Source organism: Sorangium sp. So ce362 (assembly GCF_051519845.1).
Taxonomy (GTDB): Bacteria; Myxococcota_A; Polyangia; order Polyangiales; family Polyangiaceae; genus Sorangium.
Window position 1 is genome coordinate 4844705 of record NZ_CP150332.1, and the last position, 18649, is coordinate 4863353.

At 74.4% G+C, this 18649-nt stretch carries 10 protein-coding genes; 5 read left to right on the top strand and 5 right to left on the bottom strand.

Translation table 11 applies throughout. The annotated features are described in order from the left end of the window. Window positions 1–40: 40 nt before the first annotated feature. Together WMF17_RS18760 and WMF17_RS18765 are read left to right on the top strand one after the other, a co-directional pair. Window positions 41–5215: a pentapeptide repeat-containing protein gene (locus WMF17_RS18760; protein WP_437650641.1), complete on the top strand. Its 5175-nt coding sequence runs from the start codon at window positions 41–43 to the stop codon at window positions 5213–5215. Window positions 5216–5621: 406 nt separating this feature from the next. Further along, a complete protein-coding gene (locus tag WMF17_RS18765) occupies window positions 5622–6389 on the top strand; it encodes a hypothetical protein (RefSeq protein ID WP_437650642.1) in 768 nt (255 codons plus the stop codon). A gap of 263 nt (window positions 6390–6652) precedes the next feature. Here the strand turns inward: WMF17_RS18765 and WMF17_RS18770 are convergent, their stop codons facing one another. Continuing rightward, entirely contained in the window at window positions 6653–8428 is a 1776-nt protein-coding gene (locus WMF17_RS18770) for a hypothetical protein (RefSeq protein ID WP_437650643.1), read from the bottom strand. Between the two features lie 117 nt (window positions 8429–8545). Between WMF17_RS18770 and WMF17_RS18775 the strand changes: the two genes are divergently transcribed. Together WMF17_RS18775 and WMF17_RS18780 are read left to right on the top strand one after the other, a co-directional pair. Then, on the top strand, window positions 8546–8995 hold the full coding sequence (locus WMF17_RS18775) for a hypothetical protein (protein WP_437603443.1): 450 nt from the start codon (window positions 8546–8548) through the stop codon (window positions 8993–8995). A 10-nt stretch (window positions 8996–9005) separates the two neighbouring features. Next, window positions 9006–10007, top strand: a complete 1002-nt coding sequence (locus WMF17_RS18780; protein ID WP_437650644.1) for a hypothetical protein — start codon at window positions 9006–9008, stop codon at window positions 10005–10007. 525 nt (window positions 10008–10532) lie between these two features. Here WMF17_RS18780 and WMF17_RS18785 read toward each other — a convergent pair. Together WMF17_RS18785 and WMF17_RS18790 are read right to left on the bottom strand one after the other, a co-directional pair. Then, complete coding sequence (locus WMF17_RS18785; RefSeq protein ID WP_437650645.1) at window positions 10533–13403, bottom strand: serine/threonine-protein kinase; 2871 nt, start codon at window positions 13401–13403, stop codon at window positions 10533–10535. 232 nt (window positions 13404–13635) lie between these two features. Continuing rightward, window positions 13636–15114 carry a hypothetical protein gene (locus WMF17_RS18790; protein ID WP_437650646.1) on the bottom strand — a complete coding sequence of 493 codons (1479 nt, stop codon included), beginning with the start codon at window positions 15112–15114 and terminating at the stop codon, window positions 13636–13638. A gap of 436 nt (window positions 15115–15550) precedes the next feature. On the opposite strand from WMF17_RS18790, the gene WMF17_RS18795 reads away from it, so the two are divergent. After that, a complete protein-coding gene (locus WMF17_RS18795) occupies window positions 15551–16285 on the top strand; it encodes a hypothetical protein (RefSeq protein ID WP_437603447.1) in 735 nt (244 codons plus the stop codon). Window positions 16286–16306: 21 nt separating this feature from the next. Here the strand turns inward: WMF17_RS18795 and WMF17_RS18800 are convergent, their stop codons facing one another. After that, the gene (locus WMF17_RS18800) at window positions 16307–17362 is read right to left on the bottom strand and encodes an outer membrane protein assembly factor BamB family protein (protein WP_437650647.1); all 1056 of its coding nucleotides are present in this window, start codon (window positions 17360–17362) and stop codon (window positions 16307–16309) included. A gap of 520 nt (window positions 17363–17882) precedes the next feature. Next, window positions 17883–18509, bottom strand: a complete 627-nt coding sequence (locus WMF17_RS18805; RefSeq protein ID WP_437650648.1) for a CDP-alcohol phosphatidyltransferase family protein — start codon at window positions 18507–18509, stop codon at window positions 17883–17885. Between the last annotated feature and the right edge of the window lie 140 nt (window positions 18510–18649).

Sequence of the window (18649 nt, forward strand, 5' to 3'; positions counted from 1 at the left end):
CCGCGCGAAGGCGCGCGCGCTTGTTTGTTAGAGTGGCCCGGTGCCGCAGGACCTCCCCACAGGGCGCGTCGACGCGCTCGTCGTGACCGCGCTGCAGGACGAGCTCGAGGCGGTGCTCGCGCTCGGCGAGGGCGGCAGGGACGGCTGGCGCGAGGCGCGGGATGCGGCCGGCTTTCCGTACTACGTCCGCGAGCTCCCGAACGACCGCGGCCAGCCGCTCCGCGTCGCCGCGGCGTGGTCGGGGCGGATGGGCGAGAGCGCGGCGGCGGCGAGGGCGCAGGGGCTCATCGAGGAGCTCGATCCGGGGTGCCTCGCGATGTGCGGCATCTGCGCCGGCAAGCGCGGCGAGGTGTCGCTCGGCGACGTCATCGTCGCGGATCGGGTCTACAGCTACGACGAGGGCAAGCGCGTCGCCGCGTCCGCCGGGGGCGGCGACGGCGCGTTCTTCCACGACATCGAGACGTACAACCTCGAGCGGACGTGGAACATGGACGCCGCGCTCTTCGCGCGCGAGTTCGAGCGGCAGGCGCCGCTCGCGGCCGAGCGCCCGCCGTCGAAGGCGTCGCAGGCGTGGTGGCTCCGGCACGCGCTCTACGCGAGCCAGGTCGAGGGGGGGCCGCCGCCTGTCGCGCGGCCGGAACGCGCGCAGCGATGCCCGGGCTGGGCCGAGCGCATCGGCGAGCTGGAGGCGGAGCGCGTGCTCCGCATCGGCGACGGCGGCCTCGAGCTCACGGAGGCGGGCATGGCGCAGGTCCGCCGGGATCGCCTGATCTACCCGGACGGCCCGCCAGAGGCCCGGCCGTTCCGCGTGCACATCGGCCCGATCGCCACCGGCAAGGCGGTGCAGGAGGACGCCGGGCTGTTCGAGCGGCTGAGGCCGATCGGGCGGAAGGTGCTCGGCGTCGAGATGGAGGCCGCCGCGATCGGCTACGTCGCGGAGCGCCTCGGGCGGCGGTCGATCATCGCGAAGGCGGTCTCGGATCACGGCGATCGCGACAAGGACGACAGCTTCCGCGCGTTCGCGTGCCGCGCGTCGGCGGAGTTCCTCTTCGCCTTCCTGCGGCGCTACCAGGAGCCGGCGCGCGGCGAGCAGGCCGGGCGAGGCCGGAGGCTGCGCCGCTTCCCTGCGCGCGCGGCGGGCGGCCAGGCGAATCCGCACGGCGACGACATCCTCTTGCCGGGCGAGGGGCGCAGCGACGACTTCCTCTCGCGCGTCGAGCGCGTGTGCAGGCTGCGCGAGCCCGAGGGCGTGGACATCGAGTGGTTCGACGCGCCCCTCCCCTTCGGCTGCTACCTGCGCGTCTCGGTCAACGAGGGCGGCATCGTCCGGATCGCGCCGCTCGCGGCGCTCGAGAGCGGCATCTCGACCGAGGCGGTCTCCGCGTTCCTGGAGAGCATCGACGCCTCGTACCGGCGCGAGGATCCCGGCCTCGTGTCCACGCTTGTCTACGGCGGTGAGCCCGCGCCGGAGGAGCTCGTCCGTTACGCGAGCGCGCGGCGCGTGCGCCTCGTGCGGTTCCTTGAGTACCAGGGGCTCATCGACTTCCGCGGCTACCTGGCGTGGCAGAGCGCGCGGCTCGAGCGGGACCCCACCTATCCGCCGGCGCTCTACGTCGATCAGCGCATCGCGCTCACGATGGGCCAGGAGGAGGCGCTGCGCGAGCGCGCGCTCGACGCGTTCGCCGAGCTGCTCGACGCGGAGCACAGCCGGTTCGTGCTGGTGCTCGGCGACTTCGGCACGGGCAAGACGTTCCTCTTGCACGAGCTCGCGCGGCGGATGGGCAAGTCGGGCGGCCCGCTGACGCCGGTGCTCATCGAGATGCGCGCGCTGGAGAAGGCGCGCGATCTGAACGCGCTCATCGCGCAGCACCTCGCGCTCGCGGGGCTCGGCAAGATCGATCTCCCCGCGTTCCGGCACATGCTCGCCGAGGGGCGGATCGCGCTCCTGTTCGACGGCTTCGACGAGCTCGCCTTCCGCGTGACGTACGATCGCGCGGTCGAGCACTTCGACACGCTGATCCAGGCGGCGCAGGGCAAGGCGGCGAAGGTGGTTGTCACGAGCCGGAGCCAGCACTTCATCTCGGAGCAGCAGGTGCGCTCGGCGCTCGCGGAGCGGGCCGCCTTGCTGCCCGGCTACCGGCTCGCGCGGCTCTTGCCGTTCACCGGGGCGCAGATCCGCAGGTTCCTCGTGAACCGGCTCGGCACCGAGGAGGTGGCCGACGAGCGCATGCGGCAGCTCGCGGACGTGAAGGACCTGCTCGGCCTGTCGGCGAACCCGCGGATGCTCGGGTTCATCGCCGAGATCGAGGAGGCGCAGCTCCGGCAGGCGCGGGCGGGCGACGGGGAGATCACGTCGGCGGGGCTGTACCGGCTGCTCCTGGATCGGTGGATCGTCTGGGAGTACGAGCGCGCGCACCCGAAGGGCGCGCAGCCGGGGCTGTCGGTGGCGCAGCGGTGGCGGGCGGTGACGGAGCTCGCGACGCGGCTGTGGCAGCGGACGGAGCAGAGCGTGAGCATCCGCGAGCTGCCGGCGGAGCTCATCGCGGCGCTGCAGGCGCTCGGGCGGCACGAGCTCGATCTGGACGTGACGAGGCACCAGATCGGCTCGGGGACGCTGCTCGTGTGGGACGACCAGGAGAACTTCCGGTTCATCCACCAGTCGGTGCTCGAGTGGCTCGTGGCGCGGGAGGCGGCCGAGGAGGTGCAGCGCGCCGGCGAGGCGGCGGCGCTCGCGCAGCGGGAGGTGAGCGACCTGATGGCCGACTTCTTCGGGGCGCTCGCGGGGCGCGAGGCGGCGGCGGCGTGGGCGCGGAGGGCGCTCGGCGGGGCGTTCGGGGCGGTGGCGGCGGGCAACGCGCTGCGGATCGACGGGCGGATGGGGCTCGGGGTGAGCGAGCGGATGAACCTCGCGGGGGCGGATCTGCGGGGGCAGGACCTCTCGGGGAAAGACCTCAGCGGGTGGGACTTGCGGGGGGCTGACCTGAGGGAGGCGAAGCTCGTGGGGGCCAACCTGAGCGGGGCGCGGATGGCGGGGGCGCAGCTCGACGGGGCGGACCTCTCGGGGGCGGCGCTCTGCGGGGCAGATCTGACCGGGGCGACGGCGGTACGGGGGCGTTTCCTGGGCGCGGACCTGACGGGGGCGAAGCTCGCCTCGGTGAGGCTGCGCGGGGCGAAGCTCGTGGGCGCGCGGGGCGCGCATTTCGACGGGTGCGACACGTTCGGCGCGGCGATGCCGGCGACGGCGCGGTTCGAGCCGACCTGGGTGCAAGGCAGTCGATGCAACGCCGTGGCGATCAGCCGCGATGGAACCCTGCTCGCATCCGGTCATGCTGGCTGGATCGTGCTGCGGGAGCTGGCGACCGGCACCGCGCTGCGCGTCCTGACAGGCCATTCCGATTGGATTACGAGCATCGCTTTCAGCCCTGACGGCGACACCCTCGCCTCGGGCTCGGACGATTGCACCATCCGGCTCTGGGACGTATCGACCGGCAACGTGCTCGGCGTGCTCAAGGGGCACTCGCGTCACGTGACCACCGTCGCGTTCAGCCCTGGCGGTGAGCTATTGGCCTCCGGCGCTCACGACGCCACGGTCCGGCTCTGGCAGGTGGCCACCTTCAGGCAGCTCAGCGTGCTCCAGGGTCATCTGGACGGGGTGACGTCGGTGACGTTCAGCCCCGACGGCGAGGTGCTGGCCTCCGGCGCTCACGATGCCACCGTCCGGCTCTGGACGCTCTCGACAGGCGATATGCTTCGCCTGTTGAGCGGTCACCGGGGTGGCGTGCTCAGCGTCGCCTTCAGCCCGGATGGCGAGATGCTGGCCTCCGGTTCCCTGGACTACGACATTGGCCTCTGGCAGGTGTCGACGGGCGAGGCGCTGCACATGCTGAAGGGCCATACGCGGCACGTGAGGAGCGTCGCGTTCAGCCCGGATGGCACGACGCTCGCTTCCGGTTCGGGCGACGGATCGGTGCGGCTGTGGCGCCAGCTCCGCGTCGCGTCGCACGTGCTCGAGGGCCATTCCGCCGGCGTGAGGAGCGTCGCGTTCAGCCCGGATGGCGCGACGCTCGCCTCGGGATCGAAAGACAGGACGGTGCGGCTGTGGCAGGTGTCGACCGGCGGCGCGCTGCGCGTGCTCGAGGGACAGTCGAGGGCAACCATGGCGATGGCCTTGAGCCGCGATGGCGCGACGCTCGCGCTCAGCTCCGACGATCTCGGCATTCATCTCTGGCGAATGTCGCCATGGAGCGCGCTGCCGCCGTTGATGGAGAGAAGCTGCCCCTCGGCGAGGCCCGCCTTCAGCCCTGACGGCGCAACGCTGGCTTTCGCCGCGTACGACCACACGGTCCAGCTCGCGGAGCTCGACGCAAGTCGCACGAAGCGCGTGCTGAAGGGGCACTCCAACGGCATCACCGATATCGCGTTCAGTCGTGACGGGCGAATGATCGCTTCAGGGGCGTTCGACAGGACGGTGCGGATCTGGCGCGCCGAGACGGCGGAGCCGCTTCGCGTGCTGGCGGGTCACGACGATGTTGTCAGGTGCGTGGCCTTCAGCCCGGATGGCGCGACGCTCGCCTCGGGATCGGTCGATCGAACCGTTCGACTCTGGAAGGTGGACGGCGAGGGAGCCGCGCGCGTGCTGGCGGGTCACGACGATGTTGTCAGGTGCGTGGCCTTCAGCCCGGATGGCGCGACGCTCGCCTCGGGCTCCGACGACTCGACCGTGCGGCTCTGTCCGCTCGTCGAGCGCGGTGTTCCGCGCTCGACGAGCGGCCATACCGGCCGGGTGAACGGTGTCGCCTTCAGCCCTGATGGGGCCGTGCTCGCCTCGGCGTCCGATGACCGGCGCGTCCACCTGTGGGAGGTGGCGACAGGCAACCTCGCGCACGTGCTGCAAGGGCACTCCGATTCGGTCTTGAGCGTGGCCTTCACCCCTGACGGCGGCACGCTCCTCTCCAGCTCCATCGACAGCACCGTCCGCTTCTGGGACGTGCGCACCGGCGCGTGCCTCGCCGTGCTCCTCAAGCTCCCCGAGGGCTGGGTTGCCTGCCGCCCCGACGGTCGCTACAAGCTCGGCGGCAACGTCGTCGGTGCCTTCTGGCACGCAGCCAGCCTCTGCCGTTTCGACCCGGGCGAGGTCGATGCGCTGTTTCCCGGCCTGCGCATCCCGGACGACGAGCCGCTGCTCCCGGTGCGGCCGGCGCTCGACCGGAGCTGAGCGCGGAGTTGTCGCGAGCTCGGCGCGATGGCGCCGATGCCGATCGAGGCGCGTACGTCTTCCGGAACCGCAATTCCCAGGGGCATCGATCGACCGGCTGGACCGCGAGCTCCGCCGTCGCATTCGCCGGACGCCAGCTTCCTCGCCGGAGGGTGCCGATTGTTGACCCCGACCTGGACAGGCGTGTAGACGGCGCCCGATGGGCTCGACCCGGACGGCCTGGCACGTGCTGCTCGTCGCGCTGCTCAGCGAGCGCGGCTCGCGTCGGTTCGAGGTGCGCAGCGAGGTGCCGCTCTCGACGGAGCCGCTCCGCGCAGACTACCTGCTGCTGCGCAGGGGCGCGGGGTCGAGCGGGTCGGCCGGCACGCTCAAGAGACTCTGGGACCTGCTCCCCAGGGACACGATCGTGGAGTTCAAGAGCAGCGGCCGGCCCTACCGCCGGCGCAACTTCGACCGGCTGTACAGCTACCTGCATCTGTACTTCGCCGACGAGACGGAACGGATGGAGCAGCGGAGCGATCTGTGCGGTGTGTTGCTCGTCCCGTCGCGCACCCGGTCGCTCGATGCGGATGTCGCGGACCTCGGCCTCGGATGGAGCGACCTCGGCGGCGGCTACTGGCAGCTCAGGGGCGGAGCCTTCGCGTTGTTCGTCGTCGAGATCGACGCGGCGGCCGAGGCGGAGGACGACGATCTGCTACGCTTGTTCGGGCACGGCGAGGCCCGGACCGTCGAGGCCCGCCGGTGGCTTTCGCAGCAGCTTGGAGCCGAGGAGATCGCCATGGAAATGCACGATTTGGAAGGCTTCGACGAGGTGGTCCGGAAGCTCGTGGCCGCCCTCCCGCCCGAGCGGGTGCTGTCGGCGTATGCTCCCGAGCAGCGCATGGCGGGCCTGCCGCCCGAGCAGCGCATGGCGGGCTTGCCGCCCGAGCAGCGCATGGCGGGCTTGCCGCCCGAGCAGCGCATGGCGGGCCTGCCGCCCGAGCAGCGCATGGCGGGCCTGCCGCCCGAGCAGCGCATGGCGGGCTTGCCGCCCGAGCAGCGCATGGCGGGCCTGCCGCCCGAGCAGGTGTTGCTTGCGTTGCCGGATGAAGTGCTGCAGGCCCTGTCCGATTCCTACCTCGATACGCTCTCGGAGGAGACGCGCGCCGCCATCCGCGCGCGCATCGGACGGTAGCGGCTCGAGGTAGGAATCGGAGCCGGTGCCCGGGAACGGCCTACCCGCCGGCTCGGACGCGGCCCCCCAGGCCCGGCCACCGGTTGCCTGTCGCCTCGGAGACGTGTTTGTAAACCAGATTGCGTCTTCACCGGCGCTTCGAGGGCACTCCGGGTAGCTTCCCCGGCCACGTCCCTGGCTGCACACCGCCGGCCAACTCGCGACACGCCCGCCTGCCGCGTCGACCAGCCCCCGGCGATGGATCGTCTCGCCCTCGCCGCCCCTCACCGGTACGGCCCGCCCCGCCGCTCCCCCCGCATCTCGCGCGCGAGCGCCAGCATGGGCCGCTGCACCTCCTGCGCCGCCGCCGGATCCGCGAGCGGCGCCGCCATCACCACGGAGATCTCCCCCGGCGCCACCGCGACCCCCGCCTCCGCGCCCGCGTCCGCGACGCGCCCGAGGCGCGCCGCCTGCTCCAGGATCGTCGCCGCGATCCGCTGCTCGGCCGCCTTCATGGTCCCGCCCGCGCCCGCGATCGGCGGATCCAGCCGCAACACGAGCCGCGTGCCCGTCGGCGCAGCCCCCTTGAACAGCGTCTCCAGCTCGAACCGCCCCCCCTCGAAGGTCCACGCCAGCCGCATCGACCCGACCCCGAGCGCCCCGGCATTCTCCTCCGCGAAGCGGCGCCACGCGGGCAACCACGCCGCCATCGCCGCCGGCGGCGGCAGCGCCGCGCCGGCCTTCGCGATCGCCCGTGCAAGCGCGTCGACCTGCGCCAGGAAGGCCTCCAGCCCCGGCCCGTCCGACGCCCCCGCGGCGCTCCACACCCGCGCCTCCGCGTCGTCCACGTCGGCCAGGTGGAACGCGCTCAGCGCTCCCCGCAGCGCGGGCGTGAGCGCCGCCAGTACCTGTGCCTCTTCCCGCCCCCGCACCCGGAAGCGCCGGTCGAATCCACCCTCCTCGAAGCCACCCTCCCCGGTCGCCATCCCGCCGAGATCCAGCACGCCTCGTGGCCGCACGCCAAGATGCAGCCCCAAGGGCTCCGCGAACCGCACCGTCGCGCTCAGGCCGGCGCTCGACTCCTTCTCGGCGGGCGCCACCTCCACGGCGCACCCCGCACGCACACCGCGGAGTCGCAGCCCCCGTCCCCCCAGGGAGAGCCCGACCCGCTGCCCCACGCTCGCCCAGACCGCGCGCCAACGATCCGCGCCGACCGGGGGCCGCTTGCCCTCGCGCCCGGTCCGCGGCTCGAGCCGGTCGATCACCACCGGCACGGAGTGCAGCACCCGGCCCCCTACGTGCTCGAGCGTCACCTCCAGCCGGTACTCCAGGGAAACTTCCGCGGCGCTGTAAGAAAACGCGAGCTCACGCGGCAGAGCGATGCGGAATGGCACCTCGGCCCCCTCGGCTACCCCCGCGAGATCTTTGAAAAATGAGAGCTGACGGCCCTCGCTGGAGAGGGTGTGCTGGCTCAGCTGGGCCCGCTCGACGGCGATCAGGGAGACATCGAGCGTGAAAGGGCGGCGCCCGCCGAGATCGCCGAAGGCGATGGCGCCGGCCAGGGGCTCGCCCGGGGCGAAGGTCCGGCGCGGCAGCGACACCTCGACGAAGGCGCCGTGCTCCCGGGAGCTCGCGCTGGTGAACGGCTCGTCTTTCGGCGCCGGAACGGTCGGACGCCCGACGAGGATCACCTCGCTCTCCTCGGCATTGAGCCACCACGGAATGGAGACAAGCACGCTGACCCGGCACCGGCAGCTCGCGAGAGAACCGGCGTGCGACGGCGGGAGATCCACCGGCAGCGCGAACGAGACCCGGTAGCGGTGAACCCCCTCGCCGAGCCGCCCCTTCCCGGCAACGTCCTCGCTGAGAAACAGCAGGTCGCGGGAGACGGGGAGCGTCTGGCTCCCCTGGCTCCCTACCTTCTGCGTGTGCTCCAGGGTCACGCGCACGAAGTCGATCGGCGTCTCCGTTGCGCTGTCGAGCGAGAGCCCGACATCGATCGTCTCGCCCGGGAACACGACCCTGGGCACCTGCAGCCGGATGAGAGGGCGGCTCCTCATGACCAACCTCCGAGCGTAACCGATCGCCATCCCGCGGAGGAGCCCTGCCGCTCAGCCGCTCGGTGGACGACAACGCCCCTGCCCTACCCACCCAGCAACGCCCCTCCGCCCCGCGCCATGTACGTCGCGAACAGCGCCGGCGCGAGCCGCTTCATCGCGCGCCGCGCCTCGATCCTCGCCTCCCCGGACCCGCGCGCCTCCCGCGACGAGGCGCCGCGTGCGCGAGAGCGCCTCTCCCTTCCCGGGCGACCACCGCCGCTCCAGAGCTCCCTCCGACGCGGCAGCGTCCCCGGAGCCCAGCTCGCCGAGCGCGATCTCCACGGGCAGCGGCGGGCGGCGGCAGCACGCCGGTCACGCCGCCGGCTCGTCCTCGATCTCGAGCTCGTCGCGCGCGACGTCGGGCAGGTCACGCACCGCCTCGTCGCGCGCCCTGTCCAGCGCGCCGTGGTTGCGCGGGGATCGCCGGCCGACGAGCGCCGTGCGTCGACGATCTCGACGCGGGCTGGATGCCCGGTCCGACCCGCCGGAGGGTGTCGATTGTTGACCCCGACCTGGACAGGCGTGTAGACGGCGCCCGATGGGCTCGACCCGGACGGCCTGGCACGTGCTGCTCGTCGCGCTGCTCAGCGAGCGCGGCTCGGGTCGGTTCGAGGTGCGCAGCGAGGTGCCGCTCTCGACGGAGCCGCTCCGCGCAGACTACCTGCTGCTGCGCAGGGGCGCGGGGTCGAGCGGGTCGGCCGGCACGCTCAAGAGACTCTGGGACCTGCTCCCCAGGGACACGATCGTGGAGTTCAAGAGCAGCGGCCGGCCCTACCGCCGGCGCAACTTCGACCGGCTGTACAGCTACCTGCATCTGTACTTCGCCGACGAGACGGAACGGATGGAGCAGCGGAGCGATCTGTGCGGTGTGTTGCTCGTCCCGTCGCGCACCCGGTCGCTCGATGCGGATGTCGCGGACCTCGGCCTCGGATGGAGCGACCTCGGCGGCGGCTACTGGCAGCTCAGGGGCGGAGCCTTCGCGTTGTTCGTCGTCGAGATCGACGCGGCGGCCGAGGCGGAGGACGACGATCTGCTACGCTTGTTCGGGCACGGCGAGGCCCGGACCGTCGAGGCCCGCCGGTGGCTTTCGCAGCAGCTTGGAGCCGAGGAGATCGCCATGGAAATGCACGATTTGGAAGGCTTCGACGAGGTGGTCCGGAAGCTCGTGGCCGCCCTCCCGCCCGAGCGGGTGCTGTCGGCGTATGCTCCCGAGCAGCGCATGGCGGGCCTGCCGCCCGAGCAGCGCATGGCGGGCTTGCCGCCCGAGCAGCGCATGGCGGGCCTGCCGCCCGAGCAGCGCATGGCGGGCCTGCCGCCCGAGCAGCGCATGGCGGGCCTGCCGCCCGAGCAGCGCATGGCGGGCCTGCCGCCCGAGCAGCGCATGGCGGGCCTGCCCCCCGAGCAGCGCATGGCGGGCCTGCCCCCCGAGCAGGTGTTGCTTGCGTTGCCGGATGAAGTGCTCCAGGCCCTGTCCGATTCCTACCTCGATACGCTCTCGGAGGAGACGCGCGCCGCCATCCGCGCGCGCATCGGACGGTAGGGCGGCAGCTCCACCGCCCAAGCAGAGGCCGGAGAGGTCGTCTGTTGGGCTGGCGCCGTGGCGAGAGAAGCCTGGACTGACGTCGTGCTGAGTATCCGGCGCGCGGTCGAGGTGCTCCGAGGGCGCGCCGACTAGCTCCCCAGACCCTTCCGCGGGCGCACGCACACCCCGGGCCATGTCGCGACATACCCGCCTGCCTCGCCGACCAGCCGCCGGCCATGTGGCGACATACCCGCCTGCCTCGCCGACCAGCCGCCGGCCATGTGGCGACATACCCGCCTGCCTCGCCGACCAGCCGCCGGCCATGTGGCGACATACCCGCCTGCCTCGCCGACCAGCCGCCGGCCATGTGGCGACATACCCGCCTGCCTCGCCGACCAGCCGCCGGCCATGTGGCGACATACCCGCCTGCCTCGCCGACCAGCCGCCGGCCATGTCGGGACCTACCCGCCTGCCTCGCCGACCAGCCGCCGGCCATGTCACAGGAGTCGATTGGCCAACCGACAGGGAATCGCGCGACCTCTCCTACTCGGCCGCCTCGCTCAGCCACGCCCGCACGAGCTCGGTCGTGCGGGCGTCGTCCGCCACACGCTCGATGCGGCCGTCGTCCGCGGCGCGCTCGAGCAAGCGCGCCTCGCTCTCGACGCGACGGAGCTCGTCCACGACGGCGGGCGCCGGATCGCAGGCGATGCCGCGCGCCGCCCGCGCGAGCGCCGCGCCGGGGTCGTCGCCCCGCAGCGCCTGCCGCGCCGCCGCGAGGTGCGCCGTGGCCGCGCGCGCCGGCTCGCCGCCGCGCTCGAAGTGCTCGGCCAGCGCCCTGGGATCGGCCTCGCCGCGCTCCGCGAGGTAGCCGCCCGCGAGCGCGTGGCCGAGGCGCCGGTCGCCCTCGGTCAGCATGCCGTAGGCGGCCTCCCGGAGGAGCGCGTGGCGGAAGCGATACGCGGCGTCGCCGTCCGCGCCCCGCACGCCGAGCCGCACGATCGCCTCGCGCCCCACGAGCTCGTCGAGCTCGCGCGCGAGCTCCGCGCGGCCCACGAGCGCGGCGACCCCCGCCTCGGAGAACGCCTCGCCGAAGACGCTCGCGGCGCGGAGCACCCGCCGCGCCTCCGGCGCGATCGCGTCGAGCCCGGCCTGCACCATCGCGAGCACCGTCTCCGGCGGCGACGAGATCCTGCCGCGGGCAGCGGCGTGGATCTGCTCCTCCAGGTAGAACGCATTGCCGTCGGCGCGCTCCACGAGCGTCCTCACGAGGTCCGCGCTCGCCCCGGCGCCGAGCGCCTCCCGCACGAGCTGCTCGCCGCCCGCCGGCGGCAGCGGCGGGAGGCAGAGCTCCCGCAGCAGATGCGGCTCCCAGAGGCCCGGAAAGCGCTCGCGCACGCCGGGCCGGGCCAGCGCGAGCACCGCGAACGGCCTGCCCCTCAGGCCGCGCAGCGCCGCCTCGACAAGCGCCACGGTCGGCAGATCGCCCCAGTGCAGGTCGTCGAGCACGAGGAGCACCGGCTGCGCGGCGCACTCGGCATCGAGGAAGCCCTCCCAGGCGAGGCGGAGCGCCTCGCTCACGAGGGGCGGACGCCGCCGCGATGCCCCGAGCTGCGCGTCGCCGTCGTCCGGGGACGGCGCGCCCGCGAGCTCGGCGAGCAAGGGCGAGATGCGCGCGCCGGCGGCGGCGCCGCAGCGGCGCTCGACGCGCGCGCGGATCTCGCGGCGCCTCGACGCGATCGGCTCGACGTCGAGCAGGCCGAGCCCGCGGCGGAGCGCGCGCTGGAGCAGGCCGAAGGCGGAGCCCGCGCTCATCGGGTCGGCCTGGCCGATCCACACCTCCAGGGGCTCGCAGCGCGCCCTGAGCGCGCGGACGAGCTCGTAGCCGAGCCGCGACTTGCCCGCCCCGACCGCGCCGGTCACGAGCACCGCCCCCGGGGACCTCCCGCGGATGCAGGCGTCGAGCTCGGCCACGATCAGCCCGAGCTCGCGCTCGCGCCCGACGTACGGCGTCGGCCGGCCGAGGAGCGCGGGCGGCGCCTCGGGCTCCTCGCGGGGGCCGTGCAGCCAGCACCCCGACGCGTCCCGGGTCGCATCGAACCGCGCGCCGAGCAGGCCCGCGGTCATGTCGTCGATCCGGATGGCCGCCGGGCGGAGCGGCTCGCGACCGCCCTGGACGAGCTGCACAAGGCGATCGATCACCGCGCCGACCGGCAGCCGGGCGGCGACCTCGGCCCGGCCGGTGACCAGGGAGAGCCGCGCGCCGCCGAGCAGCTCGCGGAGCGCGAGCGCGCAGCGGGCCGCCTGCGCCGCGAGATCGGTGGGCGCGGCCGACCCCGAGAGCGTGACGAGCTGCCACCGCGCCTCCAGGAGCTCGACCCGGCCGCGGTGGCGCTCGACGATCCCGCGGATCGCCCGCGACCGGCCCTCGTCCGCGGTATCGGAGAGGGTCGCCTCGGCGTCGGCCTCGTCCTCGCGGGCGAGGATGAGGCACATGACCCTCCGCTCGCTGGTCGTGATCTCGCGCGCGCGGTGCGGCGGAGGGTGCGACGACGAGGGCTGCAGCGGGGGCGTCGGACCCGCGTCGAGGCGCGGATCGAGCGCCTCCGAGGCGAGCGCCTCCGCGACCGCGCCGCCGTCGCGCGGCCGGGCCTCGCGGGCCTTCGACAGCATCCGCGCGACGAGCCGATCGAGCCCGGCCGGGCAGTCGCCGCGGAGCTCCCTGAGCCGCGGCGGCTCCTCGAGGAGGACCTTCATGAGCACCGAGAGCGGGTCGCCGCCGGCGAACGCGGCGCGCCCGGTCAGGCACTCGAAGAGCACGCTGCCGAGCGCGAAGACGTCGGCGCGGACGTCGATCCGAGGCTCGCCGCGGGCCTGCTCCGGGGCCATGTACTGCGGCGTGCCGCGGATCTCGCCGAGCGTCGGGAACTCGTCGTCGTCCCCGGAGAAGCGCGCGGCGCCGAAGTCGATCAGCCTGGCGCGCTGGAGGTCGCCGCCCTCGAGGAGGAGGTTGCCCGGCTTCACGTCGCAGTGCACGAACCCGAGCCGGTGGACGGCGGCGAGCGTCTCGGCCACGCGCGCGGCGAGCATCAGGCTCTCGGCGATCGTGAGCGGCGCGCGATCGAGCCGCTCCGAGAGGGTCTCGCCCTCGAGCCACTCCGTCGCGAGATAGAGCCGGCCTCCCGCGGTCACGCCATGCGCGACGTAGCGGACGACGCCGGGGATCGCGAGCGTCGCGAGGGCGAGCGCCTCGCGCGCGAGGGCGCTCAGCGACGGGGTCGCGGCCGTCTGGAGGAGCTTGAGCGCCACCGGCGCGCCGGACCTCCGGTCGCGCGCGCGGTACACCCGCGCCGTCGCGCCGGAGGCAGCGTGCTCCTCGATCTCGAACCGGTCGTCGACGACCTCTCCTGATTGCATCGACCTGACGCGCTCCTTCCGGGCGCTCTGGCGCTTCTACACAGCCTGCCAGCTGCGCGCGTCCGCCGTCCACTGTCGCCTGCGGCGACGCCGCGCGACGTGACGCGGCGCGCATCCGGCTCGCCGTCGCGGCTCCCTGGCGCCCGCGTCGGTGTCGCGAGCACGCCGGCGCACCTCGGCCGCGCCCACGTCAGCGCCGCATGCACGCTGGCGCACCACCACGGCGACCGCGTCAGCGCGGCGCGGCGCCTGCGACCTCCTCCGCGGTGCGCCGCCGCAGCACCACGTAGCGGAGGTGCGGCACGCCGCTCACCGCCGCCGGCGCGAACGCCTCGCCGGCGCCGGGCAGGCGCGCGAGGTGCAGCTCCACCCCGCGCGCGAACCGCGTCGCGGTCCAGGGCGACGCGAGCGCCTGCCCCTCGGCGAGCAGCAGCACGAGCGCGTCCACCCCGCGCGCGTCCAGCAGCGCGCCGGGGATCCGCTTCGTCGTGTGCCCGCCGGGCAGCGCCGCGATGGCCGGATCCGTGACCCCCGCGAGATCCACGAGCGTCGCGCCGGTCGCGGCCCCGAGCCAGCCGATGTCGAGCGCCGCGACGACCTCGGCCCCGGCGAGCGCTCCACGGAGCTCCTCGACGACGCGCAGGCGGTCGACGCCGACGCGCGCGGCGGTGGGCCCGACCCGGATCATCACGAAGAGCTGTCCCGCGAGCGCGAGCGCGATCCGGAGCGCGGTGGCGCGCGCGTCGGCCACCGAGGCGACGTGGGCCGCCGCGAGGGCCACCGCGGGCAGCGCCGGCACGACGAGGCGCGACAGCGGCATCCAGTCGCCGCCGGCCGCCGCGACCGCGAGGAAGTGCACGGCGATCGCCGCGAGCAGCCCGCGTGGCCACGCCGGCAGCGCCCGCCACGCGACCGGCGCGATCAGCGCCACCGGGCCGGTCAGGAGGAAGCACGCGAGCGCGTACCGGGCCCCGAGCGAGGCGTCCGGCGCCTTCGCGAGGGCGGCGAGCGGCGCCGCCCGCCCGAAGATCGCGAGCCGCGTGACGGCCACCGCGGCGAAGGGCCCGCCCGCGAGCGCGAGCGCGGCGAGCGCGCGGGCCCACGTGGGGCGCTCCGGTCGCGGCGGCGCGCCGCCTGCGCCTTCGGCGCGCGGGGCCGCCTGGGCCGCGAGCGCCACGACGAGCGCGAACGGCAGGAGCTCCGGCCGGAGCGCCGCCGCCGCCCCGGCGCAGGCCGCGCCGGCGAGCGCGCCGCCGAGCGCGGGCAGCGCGACCGAGAGGGCCCCGAGCGCCGCGACGACGCCCGTCTCCATGCCCGCCGCGGACCACGCCGCGAGCGGCGCCGACGCGGGCACGAGCGCGAGCGCCGCGAACCGCACGGGTCGGTCGGACGCCCGATCGATCGCGAGCGCCAGCGCTCCGGCGGCGAGCGTCCACGCGACGACGCCGAGCGCCTTCGCGGCCGCGAGCGCGGCGAGCGGGCCTCCGGCCGCGAACGGCGCCAGCACGAACGCCCACCCGAGCGGCGTCACGCCGTCGGTCACCGGCCCGGCCGCGTTGAAGCGGTAGCCCAGCCCCCGCGCGAGGTGGTGCGCGTAGCGCGCCGTGATCAGCGCGTCGTCGACCGTGAACCCCGAGAGGGCGAGCGCCGGGAGCAGCGCCGAGAGGGCGCCGGCGAGCGCGACGAGCAGCGAGCGCCTCCGCCCCGTCACGCGACCCGTGCGTCCGCGCGACACTGGAACGTGCAGGAGGACCGGACGCGCGACCCGGACCGGCTCCCACGCTCCGCCGCGCGCGCTCCATCGAGGACGCATCGGCGGAGGAGCAGGCGCTCGGGTTGCACGGCCGTCACCACGGCCGGCGATCGTGTGGCAGGCGCACGAGGGACGCAATTGCGCTCGTCCATCCGCGACCGCGTGGACGCGCGGAAGCGGGGCACGCGTCACCGCGGGCACGCGTCACCGCGGGCACGCGTCACCGCGGGCACGCGTCACGAGGAGCCGCGGACGTACGGACCCGGGCGCGCGGACGTCGCGAACGCCCGGGTCCGCCGTGTCGCTCGCGCCGTGTCGCTCGCGCCGTGGACGGCGACGACGACACGGCGCCTCGTGGCAGCCATACGCTCTCGTGGCCGGTATAGTTGCGCGCATGGCACTTCCCGCCGCGCTCCTGGCCGCCGTCGAGCGGCATTCCTGTTTCACCGGCTGCTATCGCAGCGAATCGGAGGTCCAGGTCTGCATCGATCCCACGCAGGCGCTCGTGCCGACGGTGCCTGTCTGTTGCAGCGATTGCCTGAACTTCCACCCGGCGGCGCTCGTGAGCCTCCTGCCGCTCGGCATGACGTCGTACGCGCTGGCGAACGCGCTGACCGCCCACGTCCGATCGCTGCGCGGGTACAGATGGGCGACCGGCGGCTACCACACCGCGGGCACCGGCTTCTGGCTCAACGCCGCCTACTACGGCAACGGCCTCTTCCTCGTCGACGCCGCGCGCAACCGCAACGCGCGCACCGACGTCGACATGTTGATCGAGGCCTTCCAGCACGGCATCGTCCAGCCCGAGGACCCGCGCATGCTCGATCCGGCGCTCTACACGGCCGAGCTCGCCTACATCAACATGTCGCGACCCATCCTGCCGGTCTGCAGCAAGCAGGATCTCCTGGCGTCGCCGCAGCGCAGCGCCACGCCGAGGCAGGGGTTCTCGCGCGTGTCGATCCTGGAGTTCCAGCCGCTCGCCGTCGCCGGCGTCTCCGCGGGCGCGCAGCCGGCGAAGTCGGCGCCTCCGCCCCGCGAGATCAAGCTCGGCGACACGTGCCCGACGTGCGGCGCCGCCGTCATGGAGCGGCCGCTGTTCTCTGGCACCTTCGTCGGCTGTCTCTGCTGAGCGCGCGGACGCCGGGCCGGATCACGGGGGCTGCGGCGCCGTCGCGCGCCACACGGTGCCTCCGGTCGCCGGGTCGATCGCGCGCAGCGCGGCGCCGCTCACCGCGGCGCCGCTCACGACGTACACGTAGGGGCCCGCGGCCTTCGCCGCCACGAGCCGGTCGCCGAGGTAGCCCGCCGCGCGCTCGTACCGGCTGGCCCCGGACGCGGGATCGAGGGCGAGGATCCGCAGATCGGTGCCCTCCACGACGTCGACGCCGAGGACGATGGCGGCGCCGCCGTTCGCGACGAGGAAGAGATCCGGGCGCCCGCCGGAGCGCGGCGCGCGCGCCGGGAGCTCTCTCTTCCAGAGCGACGCGCCGCCGCGCCGCCCCTCGGCGGTGAGGCGCGGCGGCCCCTCGGCCGGCGTCGTGAGCACGACCTCCACGTCGCCGACGTGGACCACCTGGGGGTTCTTCTTGCGCTCCCAGAATTGCCCCGTGATCGCCGACGGCTGCGGCGCCGTCGGGCAATCGGCCACCGCGCCCCCGTCGAGCTGGACGCCGGTCGCCGAGCCGTCCTTCATCACGACGGTCGCGCAGCCCTCGCCTCCGGCGACCTCGTCGGGGACCCCGGGCAGGCTCGCCGCCCAGCGCGCCTTGCCCGTGCGGGCGTCGAGCGCGTGCAGCGTGGCGCTCTCCCCGCCCGCGAGCACCGTGCCGCCCGCGAGCACCGTGCTCAGGTCCGGACAGGCGAGCGCGTCCGGCTTCTCGAGCTCCTCCGAGGCCCAGAGCCACTGCCCGCTGCGTCCATCGACGGCGACCACCCGCCCGCGCGTCTTGCCGTCCTGCCACAGGACCGGGTCGGGCGCGTCGTCGCCGTTCGCGTCGACGAAGCAGAGCGCGTCGAGCTGTGTCGAGAGGTGGCGCGCTTGCGGCGCGGGATCCCGCGGCGGCTCGACGCGCGCGAAGAACATCACCGCGAAGCCGACCCCCACCGCGACCATCGCCACGGCGAGGAGCACCTTCACCGCCCGGGGCGGCCCCGGCGCCGGCGCGGCAGCGGGGGCGCCCGGCTGAGCGGCCGCCGCGCCTGCCACGCCGGGGTTCTCGGCGCCGCAGCGCGGACACGTGATCCCACGACCGCTTGCCTCCAGCGAGGCACCACAGCTCCTGCAGGGCCGCATCGCGCCAGTCTATCGCCGCGGGGGGCCCGCGATCGAGAGCGACGGCGCTCGATGCGCCGCTGAGCGCGCGGCCAGGCTGCGTTCAGCCGGAGCCGTGACCCGCTGCGGCTACTTTGCCCACAGCAGGGAGAGATCGAGCTCGATGGCGTCGAAGGGCTCGACGCGAACGCGCGCGGCGTCGCGGTGGACCACCGCGGGTCCCCAGCTTCGGCGGGACGGCCTCGAGATCGGCGTACGTGGCGCGGCGCGGCTCCTCGGCGGGCTGGCCCGTGACCCGAGCCTGCCCGGGGGGGCGCGCGGCGAGGCAAGGCGGGGAGGAGCAGGCCGGGGCGGTGCGCTCACCGGCGCAGGGCTACGACGGTGAGCGCCAAGGCCAGCCCGAGGGCGTGCGGGGCCGGCGGTGGGCTCGCCAGCATCGTGGTGAGCCTCGCCGCTACGGCTTCGGGATGCGCAGCGTGCCGCTGACCATCGCGCTGCCGCTCACGACGTAGACCAGGCTGAGCGGGTGGAACGCCCAGGGACCGAGCGCGATGGACCCGAGCCAGAGCTGCTCGTGCACGCGCCCCAGCGCGAAGAGCACCCCGAAGAGCAGCACGATGAGCAGGCTCGTGGGAATGGGCGTGCCCTCGTAGTAACGCACCTTCCCGCGATCGTCCGACAGCTCGGCCGCGGTCACGTTGTACCGCGCGAGGCGGCTGATCCCGCAGGCGACGAAGTAGACGAGCGCGGCGGCGTCCCACGGACCGCGCAGGCCGAGCGCGTAACCGAGCACCGCGGGCGCGACGCCGAACGAGACAACGTCGGCCAGCGAATCGAGATCGGCCCCGAGCGGCGAGTGCCGGCGACGCCACCGCGCGATCGTGCCGTCGAGGACGTCGCACGCGAGCGCGAGCGGCAGGAGCCCGAAGACCACCCAGATATAGATGCGCTCGCGCTCGGCCACGTAGTTCAGGCAGAGCAGGATGCTCAGGGTGCCGCTCGCCGCGTTCGCCAGCGTGAAGAAATCGGCCAGCGCGAACGACCGGAGCATCGAGAAATGGGGCGGTCTTTCGGGAGACATGGCGCTCGGGGGCCGGATTGTTGCACGTCCGGTTGGAATGCCAACCGATCTGCGCGCAGCCCGTCGGCGACCTCGGGCCGTCCTCGCGCCGCGGGGCTCGTCGAGCGGCAGCAGCGGCGGGGGCGCCAGGCGCCGGCGCT